This window comes from Leclercia sp. G3L (assembly GCF_021117075.1).
GTDB lineage: Bacteria > Pseudomonadota > Gammaproteobacteria > Enterobacterales > Enterobacteriaceae > Enterobacter > Enterobacter adecarboxylatus_C.
Genome location: NZ_CP088265.1, coordinates 3,534,418 through 3,547,866, shown reverse-complemented (window position 1 = coordinate 3,547,866; position 13,449 = coordinate 3,534,418). Strand labels below are relative to the sequence as shown.

The 13,449-nt window shown below is 58.3% G+C and carries 11 protein-coding genes and 1 pseudogene; 5 read left to right on the top strand and 7 right to left on the bottom strand.

The window, feature by feature from the left end; all coding sequences use genetic code 11:
- Positions 1-41: 41 nt before the first annotated feature.
- The 3 genes from LRS40_RS18430 to LRS40_RS18420 form a co-directional block, all read right to left on the bottom strand.
- Positions 42-710 carry a GntR family transcriptional regulator gene (locus LRS40_RS18430; RefSeq protein WP_142489551.1) on the bottom strand — a complete coding sequence of 223 codons (669 nt, stop codon included), beginning with the start codon at positions 708-710 and terminating at the stop codon, positions 42-44.
- 252 nt (positions 711-962) lie between these two features.
- Complete coding sequence (locus LRS40_RS18425) at positions 963-2,003, bottom strand: NADP-dependent oxidoreductase (protein WP_231312293.1); 1,041 nt, start codon at positions 2,001-2,003, stop codon at positions 963-965.
- 65 nt (positions 2,004-2,068) lie between these two features.
- Entirely contained in the window at positions 2,069-2,644 is a 576-nt protein-coding gene (locus LRS40_RS18420; RefSeq protein ID WP_142489553.1) for an XRE family transcriptional regulator, read from the bottom strand.
- Between the two features lie 149 nt (positions 2,645-2,793).
- On the opposite strand from LRS40_RS18420, the gene mddA reads away from it, so the two are divergent.
- The gene (mddA, locus tag LRS40_RS18415; protein WP_142489554.1) at positions 2,794-3,312 is read left to right on the top strand and encodes an L-methionine sulfoximine/L-methionine sulfone acetyltransferase; all 519 of its coding nucleotides are present in this window, start codon (positions 2,794-2,796) and stop codon (positions 3,310-3,312) included.
- Positions 3,309-3,758, top strand: a complete 450-nt coding sequence (locus LRS40_RS18410) for a DMT family transporter (RefSeq protein ID WP_142489555.1) — start codon at positions 3,309-3,311, stop codon at positions 3,756-3,758. The genes mddA and LRS40_RS18410 overlap by 4 nt, the downstream gene beginning before the upstream one ends.
- Positions 3,759-3,769: 11 nt before the next feature.
- Here the strand turns inward: LRS40_RS18410 and LRS40_RS18405 are convergent, their stop codons facing one another.
- The 4 genes and pseudogenes from LRS40_RS18405 to LRS40_RS18390 form a co-directional block, all read right to left on the bottom strand.
- Complete coding sequence (locus tag LRS40_RS18405; RefSeq protein WP_142489556.1) at positions 3,770-4,036, bottom strand: hypothetical protein; 267 nt, start codon at positions 4,034-4,036, stop codon at positions 3,770-3,772.
- Positions 4,036-4,478: pseudogene (locus tag LRS40_RS18400) on the bottom strand (hypothetical protein). The gene LRS40_RS18405 and the pseudogene LRS40_RS18400 overlap by 1 nt, the downstream one beginning before the upstream one ends.
- A 190-nt stretch (positions 4,479-4,668) precedes the next feature.
- On the bottom strand, positions 4,669-4,902 hold the full coding sequence (locus tag LRS40_RS18395) for a YdcY family protein (RefSeq protein WP_142489557.1): 234 nt from the start codon (positions 4,900-4,902) through the stop codon (positions 4,669-4,671).
- Positions 4,903-4,999: 97 nt separating this feature from the next.
- Positions 5,000-6,598, bottom strand: a complete 1,599-nt coding sequence (locus LRS40_RS18390; RefSeq protein ID WP_231312292.1) for an ABC transporter substrate-binding protein — start codon at positions 6,596-6,598, stop codon at positions 5,000-5,002.
- A gap of 281 nt (positions 6,599-6,879) precedes the next feature.
- On the opposite strand from LRS40_RS18390, the gene LRS40_RS18385 reads away from it, so the two are divergent.
- The 3 genes from LRS40_RS18385 to LRS40_RS18375 are packed head-to-tail and all read left to right on the top strand — an operon-like array spanning position 6,880 to position 13,365.
- On the top strand, positions 6,880-8,220 hold the full coding sequence (locus LRS40_RS18385; RefSeq protein WP_231312291.1) for an SrfA family protein: 1,341 nt from the start codon (positions 6,880-6,882) through the stop codon (positions 8,218-8,220).
- Positions 8,221-8,224: 4 nt separating this feature from the next.
- On the top strand, positions 8,225-11,206 hold the full coding sequence (locus LRS40_RS18380) for a virulence factor SrfB (protein WP_231313911.1): 2,982 nt from the start codon (positions 8,225-8,227) through the stop codon (positions 11,204-11,206).
- Positions 11,203-13,365 (top strand): virulence factor SrfC family protein, encoded by a 2,163-nt coding sequence (locus LRS40_RS18375; protein WP_231312290.1) that lies wholly within the window; start codon positions 11,203-11,205, stop codon positions 13,363-13,365. The genes LRS40_RS18380 and LRS40_RS18375 overlap by 4 nt, the downstream gene beginning before the upstream one ends.
- Positions 13,366-13,449: the final 84 nt, after the last annotated feature.

Genomic DNA, 13,449 nt, shown 5'->3' with positions numbered 1-13,449 from the left:
GAAATAGTCCGTGATATTACCGCTTCGCTTGTTTAAGTAAATTACGGTAAAAACTGCTTAATCAATATGGCATTTGCCTCGTCGATGACTTTGTCAATCGCCGCGCGGCTGGCTTCTGTATCGCCCTGTTCCAGGGCAGTGAGTAATTCATCGTAGCGATAGGAGCGGCACGGCAGCACAATTTCGGGATCGTACAGACAGTTGAAACAGGGTCCAATACGCACCCATAACTGCTCAATCAGCGCCATCAGCGTTGGCATATCCGCATAGTGATAGAGCGTGAAGCGAAAAGCCCGGTTGGCATGAAGCGCACGCTCCACCTCTCCATTGCTCATCGCATCATGAAAATTGTCGGAGAGAGTACGCAGAGTGGCGATCCGCTCATCAGACATCTGCTCGCACGCCGCCGCAACGGCCATGCACTCCAGCTCCTTACGGATGGCATTGACTTCGTTGTAGCGCTCAAGCGAGACTTCCGGCACCAGAAACGCTTGCGCCGGGGTGGCGTGCAGCGCGCCAGCGGAGACCAACCGCAGCAGTGCTTCACGAACAGGAGTAATACTGGTACCTAACTTATCCGCAATCTCTTTGGTGACGAGCCGTGCGCCTGGTTTCAGGGCCCCTGCAATCAGGGCACCTTTCAGACTCACCTCAACTTGCATCGTCAGGCTCATTCGTTGAGCCTTTTCTAAATTGTCCAAATCCAGCATGTTCAATTCCTGTTACCAACACTTAACTTATATTCCACAGTGATAAACTGACCGCTGCGGGAAAGATATATCCTGTATCTTCATGCCTGATTAACTTTAAAAAAAGTCATCCATCAAAACCAAAATTAATTGATTAATTAATGTCCCTCATTACGTATATGGCGACCGGACTAATCTATGTTGGTATAATTAAAGACGTTATTTCGAATTTTGCCCAGGTAATTATGGCGGAATAATCCGCCATAACAGGTACTATAAGTTATTGTTCGCGACACGTATCACGACTTTACCGAAGTTTTTTCCCTCCAGCAGTCCGATCAGTGCCTGAGGGGCATTTTCCAGCCCGTCCGTGACCTGTTCACGGTAGTGGATTTTGCCCTCCTGGACCCAGCGGCCCATCTCCTGCTGAAATTCTGCGATGCGATAACCATAGTCCTGGTTAATGATAAAGCCCTGCATGCGGATGCGTTTCTTCAGGATGGTGCCCATCAGCAGCCCAAGACGATCCGGCCCAGGCGGCAGGTCGGTGGCGTTGTATCCGCTGACCAGCCCGCACACCGGCACGCGCGCCGCGGTATTCAGCAGCGGCAGCACGGCATCAAACACCTTACCGCCAACATTCTCATAATAAATATCAATACCCTGCGGGCACGCCTGTTTAAGCTGTTCGGCAAAATCCCCGGCGTGGTGATCCACACACTGGTCAAAGCCCAGCACCTCGACTGCATGACGGCACTTTTCCGCACCGCCGGCAACGCCCACCACCCGGCAGCCTTTCAGCTTGCCAATCTGGCCGACGGTTGCGCCCACCGGGCCGGTAGCCGCAGCGACCACCAGCGTCTCACCTGATTTCGGCTGACCAATATCAAGCAGCCCCATATAGGCGGTGAAGCCGGGCATCCCCAGCACGCCTAACGACCAGGAGGGGTGTTCAGGGTCTGTACCCAGTTTGACCAGCCCGCTGCCGTCAGAGACGTCATAGTCCTGCCAGCCACTGTAGCCCAGCACCCATTCACCGGGTTGATAGTCAGGATGATTCGATTTTTCCACGCGGCTGACGGTGCCGCCTACCATCACCGCACCGATCTCCACCGGCGGCGAGTAGGACGGCGCATCGCTCATGCGGCCGCGCATATAGGGATCGAGCGACAGCCAGATAGTGCGCAGCAGAAGCTGGCCGTCGGCAGGTTCCGGAATAGATGTGGTTTCTAAGCGAAAGTTATCAGTGGTGGGTGCGCCATGGGGGCGGGAAGCCAGAAGCCATTGACGATTCTGCGTTGAAGATTGACTCATACCTCACTCCTGTTTAGACAAACGTCCTTAGAGACTAGCCGCATCTTCCTCTGTCTGCTTTGACATTACGAGCCAGACTGGTTCAGCCTGACGACCAGATACACGCAGGGCTCGCGGCTTTCGTTGATAAACCGACAATCGTTAGGTGGGCCTAATTCCAGGCAGTCCCCGGCGCGCATTTCGTGGCGGGTATCCCCTTCCAGGAACACCAGTTCGCCAGACTGGAGCCAGATTAGCTGGCGTGCGAGGGCATAAGAAGAGGCTGGCATCGGCACGTCGCTGCCGCCGGGCAGTTCAACCTGCACCATATCGATAGGCAGATCGGAGCGCGGCGAGACGTGACGACGCAGATAATGCGTCTGAGGATCGCGCCAGACCGGCTGGTTGGCAAAGCGCAACAGCTTGCCTTCCTGCAGTTCAGCGCGCGCAATAAGCGTGGACATGCTGATGCCAAACGCGCCGGAAAGCCGTGCCAGCAGCGTGGCCGTTGGGCTACTCTCAGCACGTTCAATTTTGTGGATCATCGCCCGTGAGACACCGGCGCGTTCCGCCAGCTCGCTCAGAGACCAGCCTCGGGATTCACGCTCCAGCCGGATGCGTGCGCTGATCCGTTGATTAATATTGTCTGGCATAGTATTCATCACGTAATACTATAGTGAAAGTAATGGATTACAACGTGCTTTTTCCATAATAAAAAGATATGGCTTATACCGTAGCGTTTAGCCTGTCACCCTGTGTAATATTATGACGAAACGTACCACTATAGTGAACACACAGCCTGAGGATCGCCATGATTATTCGTCACGCCTTAAAAGAGGACTGCGCCGCCATCGGTGAAATTTATAACCACGCGGTTTTGCACACCGCCGCGATCTGGAACGATGCCACGGTCGATACCGATAACCGTATCGCATGGTTCGAAGCGCGCCAACTGGCCGGATACCCGGTGTTAGTGAGCGTGGAAAACGAGGTGGTGACGGGCTATGCCTCGTTCGGTGACTGGCGTGCCTTCGACGGCTTTCGCCATACCGTTGAGCATTCGGTGTACGTTCATCCCGACCATCAGGGCAAAGGCATTGGTCGCGAGCTGATGAAGGCCCTGATCGCGGAAGCGCGTCGCATCGGTAAACACGTGATGGTGGCAGGGATTGAAGCGCAGAACGGCGCCTCACTTCATCTGCATGAGACCCTGGGTTTTGTCACTACCGGACAGATGCCGCAGGTGGGCACCAAGTTTGGCCGCTGGCTGGATCTGACCTTTATGCAGCTGCAGCTCGACGAGCGCACCGACCCGGATGCTATCGGATGAATCAGTCCCTGACCCTGGTGTTTCTGGTGGCGGCAGGTATTGGCCTGGTGGTGCAGAACACGCTGATGGTGCGCATCACCCAGACCTCGAGCACCATTCTTATCGCCATGCTGCTCAACTCGCTGGTGGGCATTGTGCTGTTTGTCTCGATCCTGCTGATTAAAAACGGTGTCGCCGGGTTCAGCGAGCTGGTGCACCAGGTGCGCTGGTGGACCTTAATTCCCGGCCTGCTGGGGTCTTTCTTTGTTTTTGCCAGCATCAGCGGGTATCAGTATGTCGGGGCCGCAACGACCATTGCGGTGCTGGTCGCCAGCCAGTTGATTGGCGGTCTGGTGATGGACGTAGTGCGCAGCCAGGGGGTACCGTTAAAGGCGCTGATCGGCCCGGTATGCGGAGCGGTACTGTTGGTGATTGGCGCCTGGCTGGTGGCAAGGCGCTCATTTTGATAACAATCTGATTAACGGGAAAGCAGGCTGACCTCCACCTCTTCGTTGTCTTCATCTTTGTTAATCAGAGATGCATCATCACAGACCAGGATTTCATCATTGTCAACCCACGCCTGGACGTCGGCTTCATCACCGCTATCAACACGCCAAATTGATCCATCATCAAGAGTAATCAGTGAACCATCCTCACTAAGCGTCTGAATGTAATAACCCGATTCGCAATCCGCCAAAGCCGGTGCGGTGATAAAGAAAGCTGCAACTAACAGTATTTTTCTCATTAAATCACACCCTCGCAGTTGCTGCCTGAAGCCCCTTGCGAGCTACTCATCAACTGGGCATTGGTTTCTTTGGGATGGAGCGTGTACATGCCGCCATTAAACGGATCTACCCCTAGCCAGCCAATTAAGCCACCAAAGACGATGTTCCCCCCATATACCAGCCATTTGCGCTTGAGTTGACTGAAAGCGTTTCTGGCTTATAGCCCTCTTTGCAAAGGGTGATGTTATATTCTCTTTTTCCAAAATAACTTCCATCAGACTTCTGCAGCAGAACGGATTGCGGCGTCGTTCCTCTGGACACCACCACCCCGGCATTATCCTTAACAATGAACTTGGCCCCTGGCGGCACGCTGTTGACTTGAACGGACTGAGCACTATCCCCAACAATAGTGGCGCATCCCGACAGCAAGCACGCTCCCACAAACAGTACAGTCACAGTCATTGTTTTTTGAAACTTCATTTTAATTTCCTTAGCCAATAAAAAAACCGCACATATTGCGCGGGTTAATTGATTTAGCTTTAGTCCTGAGTGCTGTTTCGATCTCTTTGGTGGCAATCGCTTTATTCAACGTGAAAAAAGAGGATCGAATAACAATATATGACTGTTTAATCGCCTGGTGCCAATTCTGAATTCAGAGGATCACGCCGCCTTTGGTCAGGCTCTCTTCGCGGGCTTCCTGCTCCTCTTTATAATGTTTGCCGTGATGGGCAATGGTCGTGCGCAGACGCTGCTGCTGGGTATAGCGATCTTCCCGGCTTAATTCGCTGTCTTCGCTTAATTCAATCAGCAGTTCATTCATATGAACGATCACGCTTTCCGCCACCGCGGCATCAACGCGGGCGATAACTTCCTCTAAATGTGACATTGTCACTCCTTATTAGTCTGCCCGGCGGCGCTGCGCTTGCCGGGCCTACGGGTGCATGGGTAGGCCGGGTAAGGCAAAGCCGCCACCCGGCAATCCGTCAGTTAAGCTTCGCCTTCGAGAAATCGCTTCCCATCAGGCTCACGCTGTACCCGCTTAGGTTGCTGCGGGTGGCATAGAAGGTTTTGCCGTTCGCCAGCGCAATCCACGGGGCCTGCTGGTAGAAGATCTCCTGCGCCTGGCTGTAAAGCTTCGCGCGGGCAGCCGGATCGCTGGTCAGCTTCGCCTTCTGGACCAGGTCATCATAGCCCTTGTCGCACCAGCGTGCAGCATTGGAGCCGGTTTTAATGCTGTTACAGCCCAGCAGCACGTCAGCAAAGTTATCGGGGTCGCCGTTATCCGACATCCAGCCAAACAGCGCGCTGTCGTGTTCGCCTTTACGCATCCCGGAGAGATATTCGCCCCACTCGTAAGAGACTATTTTCGCCTTGATCCCCACCTTCGCCCAGTCGCTCTGGATCATCTCGGCAATGCGGCGTGAGTTCGGGTTATACGGACGCTGCACCGGCATCGACCACAGCGTCACTTCCGCCCCTTGCTCCAGCCCGGCCTGTTTCAGCAGCGCTTTCGCTTTTTCCGGATCGTAACCGTAGTCCTGCAGATCTTTGTTAAAGCCCATCATGTTCGGCGGGATCGGCGATTTTGCAACCGTACCGGAGCCCATAAATACGGCGTTGATAATGGCGTTCTTATCCGTGGCATAGTTCAGCGCCTGGCGCACCAGCACGTTATCAAACGGCTTTTTCTCGGTATTAAACGCCAGATAGCCGACGTTCAGCGCATCCACCGAGTGGAGGGTCAGATCTTTGTTTTTCTTGATCACGTCAAACTGCACCGGAGATGGCGCAGGAATGATCTGGCACTCGTTGGTCTGCAACTTCGCCAGGCGGGTTTCGACGTTCGGCGTAATGGAGAAGATCAGGTGTTTGGTCGGCACCGCGCCATCCCAGTAGTCAGGGTTAGCCAGATAGCGGATCTGCGAGTCGGTTTTATACTGCTGAAGCACGTACGGCCCGGTGCCAATCGGCCAGGTATCTACGTTTTCCGGGGTGCCTTTTTTCAGCATCGCGTCGGCATATTCCGCGGAGAGGATCGAGGCGAAGTCCATTCCCCAGTCGGCGAGGAACGCGGCATTCGGTTCGCTCAGCACAAACTGGACGTGGGTATCATCCACCTTCTTCACCTCCTGGATCAGTTTATCCAGGCCGACGTCATTGAAGTATTCATAGTTGCCCTGCGACACTTTGTGATACGGATGATTAGGGTCTTTCTGACGCAGCACCGAGAAAATAACGTCGTCGGCATTAAAGTCGCGGGTCGGTTTAAAGAATTTATTACTGTTGAACTTCACTCCTTTGCGCAGGGTAAAGGTATAGGTTTTACCGTCCGGGGAGATGGTCCAGGATTCAGCCAGCGACGGAACCGGGGTGTTTTTCACCGGATCGAAGTTAATCAGGCGGTTGTACAGCACCTGCGAACTGGCGACAAAGGTCGTGCCGGAGCTGGCGATTTGCGGGTTAAACGACTCAGGCGAGGCCTCTGAGCAGTAGATAATGGTGTCGTTATTCGCCGCCGAGGCGGCACCTGCCGGTAACAGCGCGCTTAATGCCAGCGCGAGGAGAGTTTTCCCTGTAGACATGTTTATTACCTGTTTGGTTTTATTATATAGAATGGTAATAACAGCACAGCCCCTCTCCCCTGGCAAATAACGAAACACTATCAGGTTATTCTAAAGCAGTTATTTCCGCTGATTTTCCCACCACCTGCGGGAGAGTGATTTGTCTTAAGGTACATTCAACGTCAAGCACTTTCCGCTGCCTCAATGCTGTAAGAAATCACCCCTTTTGCCGTCTCTTCTGCCGTTTGCTTGCCCGCAGATTTCGTAAAGTAGACGCGTGAAAAAGTCTATGGGACCAAATCGTGGCAAAAACCCTTTTACGCAGCGGCAATCTGGATGATTTTCAGGCCGTTGGCGGCGGCGGACAGGCCGTTTTTGAATCAGCATTGCAAATCCGTGAGGCCCTGCGCCTGCGCAAACAGCAGTCGATCGTTGATTGCCTTGCGATCCCCCAGGTCAACGACGAAGGCGACCGGGTAGACTGGTACTCGCCTACGGAAGGCGTCGTGACCAGCTGGAAAGCCGCCGACGAAGATGCGCGCTTCCGGGCGCTGCGCCTGCTGGAAAGCACCCTGTCCAGCGTGGAATCCCTGAGCAAGAAATCGCTCCAGTCGCCAAAAACCGCCCAGCAGCTGTTTGGTTCCCTGCTGTCTAAAGCGTTCCAGTTCCCGGGGGAAAACTTCCTGTTCCTGGTGGACGGCAAGCCGGTGATCACCTTCTGGGGCTTTGTGAATCTTAATGAAAACGCGCGTGAGGATATTCTCGACTGCCTGCGCGCCTCTCTGCTGCCGGTCCCAATGCCTGCCCCGGTTATTGAGCCGGAACCCGAGCCGGAACCGGCCCCGGCCATCGTCTTTGAGAAAGCCGATGAACCGCTGGTTGCCGCCCCGGCGACGGTGCATATCACCGCCGACGTTCTCTACGAGGCGCATCCTGCCCCGGTCATGACCGCCAGCGAGCCTGAGCCAGAACCCGCCCCGGCAATCGTCACGGCGAAAAAACGCCGCGTTGCGCTTTGGGCGCTGCCTGTCGCCGCGGTGGTTGTTGCCGCCGTGGCCGCCCCATTGCTATGGCCGAAGCAGGCCCCCACCGCTGAGCCGGTGAAAGCCGTAGCCGTCGCCCCGGTGGCGATCGCGCCAAAACCCGTTGCCGCCGTAGAGCCTCTGCCGCTGAATTTACCGCTGCACCAGGCCGAAGTGGCCGCCGTGAAAGCTGCTGAGCCGGTCGAGGCTGAACCTGTGGTGATTACCGCGATCCCGAAAGATGCGATGGTGATGGAAGCCGGTCAGGTGAAATCCGGCTCGACTCGTTTTCTTAACGGCAGCTGGCGGGCGATGCTGGAGGTGACCGATCCCATCACCGGTAAGCCGCCGTACGTGCGCTATCAGATCCAGAACAATAAAGGTACGGCCCGCGTCGTTCACGGTAAGAACGTGGTCTGCCGCGCAACGGTCTTCTCCGGGCTGCACAGCAACGGTGAGCTGCTGATTAAAACCCGCGGCAACGCCCGCTGCGCCGACGGCTCGCGCTACCCGATGCCGGAAATTATCTGTAAAGCCGGTACCAACGACGTGGCAGAATGCAGCGCGCGCTACGACGCGAAAACCGTGGTTCCATTGACATTCAGGAAGGCAGGTGCGTGATCCTATGCTGGTAAACCTTTGCGACTACAAACAGAGCGTCACGCTGATTGCGAACAGCGGCGTTCAGTTTCTTGATTTTGGCCTGACGCCGCAGGACTCCGCCCAGAGCGGACGTTTCGTGCGTAAAACCACGAATGGCCCCCTGCTACGCCTGGATTTCGATCTGGTTAATGGCCGCTATACCCTGCCTGCCACGGGCGGTGGACAGCCGGAAGTGGTCAAACCCGAAAGCACCATTCTGCTCCAGCAGTCGCTGGCGGTGCTGGACGGCGTCTGGCTACCGGTGCCGTTTTTACGCTTTAACCCGCCGCGTACCTTTGTTGAAGGCCCGGATAACTGGGCGCGGGTGCAGGTGCGCAAGCTGGAGACGCCCGATAATGCCGGGAACAGCCATCGCGTAACCCTGGCGCTGGACAGCCAGATTGCCGCCCACGCCACCAGCCCCCTGTCGCCGGTGGAGAACGATATTCTTAACGGCACCCGCTTCGCGCTGGCCTGGCGCGACGACGAAGTGGCGAACTTCCTTGACCAGACCTGGATTGACGGCTGGCTGCGCGAGGCCTTCACCCAGTACGCCACGGGCGTGGAGAATCGCGCCGAACGCGATCTCCAGCTGGCGATGCGTAATTTTGAGTACCAGGCGCACTGGCTGAACATTATGGCGATGCTGGGCGAGCAGCTGACGGTGCCGGAGGTAAAATTCGTCACCCATACCCTCAGCACCCCGGCGATCCCGGTGGACCTGATCCTGGATGTGGGCAACACCCACACCTGCGGCGTGATCATTGAAGACCACGGCGACGCCAACGACGGTCTGCGTCAGACCGCCGAGTTGCAGGTGCGATCCCTGAGCGAACCGCAGTACCTCAACGAGCCGCTGTTTACCAGCCGTCTGGAGTTTTCCGAAGCCCGCTTCGGCAAGCAGCACTTCTCGGTGGAGAGCGGCCGTGAAGATGCTTTCGTCTGGCCATCCATCGTGCGCGTCGGCGACGAAGCGCGGAAGCTGGCAACCCAGCGACTGGGCACCGAAGGCAACAGCGGTATCTCCAGCCCGCGCCGCTACCTGTGGGATGAAACCCCGGTGGTGCAGGACTGGCGTTTCAGCCAGATGAACAGCAAAACCCAGCGCGAGCCGCTGGCGACCGCCTTCCCGCTGATGAACCTGATGAACGATGACGGTCAGCCGCTCTTCACCCTGCCGCAGGACGAGCGTCTGCCGGTCTTCTCGCCGCAGTACAGCCGCAGCACCCTGATGACCCATATGCTGTGCGAGCTGCTGGCGCAGGCGCTGGGGCAGATTAACAGCGTTGCCACCCGTCTGCGTCTGGGCTTCCCGGCCTCGCCGCGTCAGCTGCGCACCCTGATCCTGACCCTGCCCTCGGCGATGCCGAAGCAGGAGCGCGAGATCTTCCGCCGCCGCATGTTCGAAGCCATCGCCATCGTCTGGAAAGCGATGGGCTGGCACCCGCAGGATGACGACTTCTCCAGCCGCAAACAGCAGGAGAAAAGCGTGGTGCCGGTGCCGGAGATCCAGATGGAGTGGGACGAAGCCAGCTGCGGCCAGCTGGTGTGGCTCTATAACGAAGCCATCTCCCATTATAACGGCCAGACCGAAGCCTTCTTTGCGGCCGTGGCCCGCCCGGATCGCGAGCCGGAGCCGGGCTGTCAGCCGGGTCGCGCCCTGCGCGTGGCCTCGATTGATATCGGCGGCGGCACCACCGACATGGCGATCACCCATTACCAGCTCGACGATGGCTCCGGCAGCAACGTCAAAATCACGCCGCAGCTGCTGTTCCGCGAAGGCTTTAAGGTGGCGGGCGATGACACCCTGCTGGATGTGATTCAGCGTTACGTCCTGCCTGCCCTGCAGACGCAATTGCAGAAGTCCGGCATTGCCGATGCCTCGCTGCTGATGGCCTCGCTGTTTGGCGACTCCGGGCGCATCGACACCCAGGCGGTGCTGCGCCAGCAGACGGCGTTACAGCTGTTTATGCCGATTGGTCATGCGATCCTCGCCGCCTGGGAAGCCAGCGATATCGACGATCCGCTCGACGGGCTGCACGCCACCTTTGGCGATCTGCTGACCCGCAAACCAACGCGCAACGTAATGAACTATCTGCAGCAGGCCATCGAACACGCCCTGCCAGCAGGATCGGAGCCGTTCGACCTGTTTGCCGTGCCGCTGCACGTCAACTTCCGCGAGATGCAGGATGCGATGCTGGCCGGGCACTTTACCCTGGCCGCGCCGCTGCACGCCGTGGCGGAGGCGATCTCCCACTACGCCTGCGATATTCTGCTGATCACCGGACGTCCAGGCTGCCTGCCGGGCGTCCAGGCGCTGATCCGCCATCTGCAACCGGTCCCGGTCAGCCGGATGGTGTGGCTGGATAAGTACCGGGTGCATGAGTGGTATCCGTTCAGCCAGCAGGGGCGCATCGGCAACCCGAAATCCACCGCGGCGGTCGGGGCGATGCTCTGTAGCCTGGCGCTGGATCTGCGCCTGCCGCGCTTCAACTTTAAGGCGGCGGATATCGGGGCGTACTCCACCGTGCGCTACCTGGGGGTGCTGGATAACACCGTCAACACCCTGCGTGAAGAGAACGTCTGGTATCAGGATATCGACCTCGACAAGCCGGGGGCGAAGCTGGATACCCGTCTGCACTTCCCGCTGCGCGGCAACGTGACTCTCGGCTTCCGTCAGCTGGCGAACGCCCGCTGGCCTGCCACCCCGCTCTACACGCTGAGCATTAACTCGGCGGAACTGGCAAAATCTATCGCCGGGGACGGGGTGCTGAACGTGCGCCTGAAGCTTTGCGGCGGCAATAAGCATGATGGCCCGGAAGCCTTTGAACTGAGCGATGCCTGGCTGCAGGACGGTACGCCGGTGCCGCCCGATGCCCTGACCTTTAAACTGAATACCCTGGCGGATCGCAGACACAGCGGCAGCCACTACTGGATCGACAGCGGGAGCGTATACCTGAAATGACAGCCACGACGACCATAACTCAGGCGTTAATCGGGTGGATCAACACAACGCGCCAGCACGCCCCGATCCTCGATAACGACGCCGACGCCCTGCTGGCAAGGCTGGCGGTGGCCGACGCGCGGGAACACGCCATTGCGCGGGCGCTGACCTCGGGAAGCACCATTGGTTTATATGGTCACTCACAGGCGGCGAAAGCCCACCTGCTCGCTACCCTGTGCGGCAGTGACAATCAGCGAATGAACGTGATTGTCGGCCAGCGGACCTTTGACTACTTTTCGCATATCAACCCGGGGCATGCCCTGACCAACATGGCGCTGCGCTTCAGTCCGAACGCGGCAGAGGTCGCTGATGACGCCTTTCCACTGCGCCTGAGCCTGCTCACCGAGGCGGAGCTGGTGCAGGTGTTCCTTGCCCGCGCCACGCTGCCTGCGGTGGACAAAACCGTGATTGAAGCGCGACTGGAGAAGTGGCGCGCCCTGCGTCAGCCCCAGAGCGTACCGGGGATCACCCCCGCCGACGTGGGTACCATCGCCCACTACTGGCGCGATACGGTGCCCGCCGCAGCCCAGCAGATGGACGATGCCCTGTGGCACCAGTTTGCCCTGCTGCTGCCGTCGCTGGATCTGAGCACCCGCGCCAGCGTCTGGTCGCTGCTATGGGGCGAGCAGCAGGAACTGACGCAGCAGTGGCTGAAGCTGGCGCATATCCTGCACCAGACCAGCCATGCCCGGGAGCTGGCCGCACCGCTGAGCCTGCTGGTTGATAATTTTGGCCTGCCGACCGAAGGTTTTCTCACCCGGGGCGATATTGCCCTGCCGGACGTGCAGCAGGCGGTTCTGCATCCGCTGCATAACGGCGAGCTGCTCAATGCCATCAGCATTCCGCTGGACGTGCTGGCCCTGCTGACCCGCGAGTTAATCCTGCCGGTCGAAAACAGCGCCCTGGCCGGGGTGGATATCATTGATATTCCGGCCCCGTCGGCCCAGCCCGATCTCCCGCTGGCCCAGGCCAAACAGCAGTGGCTGCTGGAGCATTATCGCCAGCATTTGCAGCCGGACGTGCTGGTGATCTGCAACGCCACCGCCCATCACGGCCAGACGGCGAAGACCGCTAAAACGCTGCTCAACTGGGTAAAAGAGACCCAGCCGGGCGACGACGCCGCCCTGCCGGGGCTGGTGTGGGCGATCACCCCGCAGGACGCACGCTTTACCCGCCGCACCAATCTCGACGAAGCGGTGCAACAGCTGCTTGGCAAACCCGGCCAGTACTGGGGCACTCTGCAGGCGCTCGACAGCAGCAGCATGCAGCGGGTGCTCGAGTGGCTGTCGCAGGCAACCCTGCCATCCCAGCGCCAGACGCGTCTGCTGGCCTTACGCCAGCGGCATCAGCGTGACCTGCACCAGCTGATGCAGGGGTATCTGGCGCCATTAACTCAGGATCCGACTGCCCAGCGCCGCGCCGCGGAAGCGGTGGTGCGCGCCCTGCAGGGAAGCGCCGCCCGTCACGGGGAGCTGCTGGAAGGGTTACTCCCGCCGCTGCGCGCGTTCGAAACGCTGCTCGCGGTGCAGCAGCCGCGCGAGGAGCAGGTTAACGGTCTCTTTACCGACGCCATCGACCTGTTTGCCGACAGCGCCCAGGATACCGATGAGATATGGCAGCCGACGGACAAAGCCCGCCTCGCCCATCAGGTCTGGGTGAATCACCTGCGCCAGTGGAGCCGCGACGACGCTGTCGCCAGCCGCCTGGGCCTCGACACCGCGGTGCTGCAGCAGATTAGCGATGTGCTGGTGATCGCCAGCTACCGCCTGAATCTGCTCGCCCAGCTGAAAAAGATTGTCGATACCGATAAAAGCAGCGCCGCGCAGCTGCACGCCGCGCTGGGGAACTTTGTGGGCTGGGTCGGCTATGCGCAGACGCCAGCTTCTGAGCGCCCTGCCAGCCGTGTCCGCAAGGGCCAGCCGGTATTTGTCACGCCAACGGTCAACAGCAGCGCCCCCCGCTTAACCCGCCTCGGCGAGCAGCCAGTGCATGCCGCGACGGCCTATGTCTATGACTGGCTTGTGGCCTTGTATACCCAGGCGATTGATAATATCGGGTATCAGCATCCACACGATATGACGATGGATGATCGGAAGGTGTTGCAGGGCTTACTGGCCTGAACAGATGCCTGATGGCGCTACGCTTATCAGGCCTACGGTCAGTGCAACAGGTGAAATGGGTTTTGTAGGCCGGATAAGGTGCTT

Coding starts and splice junctions, on each gene's coding strand:
- LRS40_RS18425 (WP_231312293.1), bottom strand. CDS start 2,003: ATGAGTCAATCTTCAACGCAGAATCGTCAATGGCTTCTGGCTTCCCGC.
- LRS40_RS18375 (WP_231312290.1), top strand. CDS start 11,203: ATGACAGCCACGACGACCATAACTCAGGCGTTAATCGGGTGGATCAAC.
- LRS40_RS18405 (WP_142489556.1), bottom strand. CDS start 4,036: ATGAGAAAAATACTGTTAGTTGCAGCTTTCTTTATCACCGCACCGGCT.
- LRS40_RS18430 (WP_142489551.1), bottom strand. CDS start 710: ATGCTGGATTTGGACAATTTAGAAAAGGCTCAACGAATGAGCCTGACG.
- LRS40_RS18395 (WP_142489557.1), bottom strand. CDS start 4,902: ATGTCACATTTAGAGGAAGTTATCGCCCGCGTTGATGCCGCGGTGGCG.
- LRS40_RS18410 (WP_142489555.1), top strand. CDS start 3,309: ATGAATCAGTCCCTGACCCTGGTGTTTCTGGTGGCGGCAGGTATTGGC.
- mddA (WP_142489554.1), top strand. CDS start 2,794: ATGATTATTCGTCACGCCTTAAAAGAGGACTGCGCCGCCATCGGTGAA.
- LRS40_RS18390 (WP_231312292.1), bottom strand. CDS start 6,598: ATGTCTACAGGGAAAACTCTCCTCGCGCTGGCATTAAGCGCGCTGTTA.
- LRS40_RS18420 (WP_142489553.1), bottom strand. CDS start 2,644: ATGAATACTATGCCAGACAATATTAATCAACGGATCAGCGCACGCATC.
- LRS40_RS18380 (WP_231313911.1), top strand. CDS start 8,225: ATGCTGGTAAACCTTTGCGACTACAAACAGAGCGTCACGCTGATTGCG.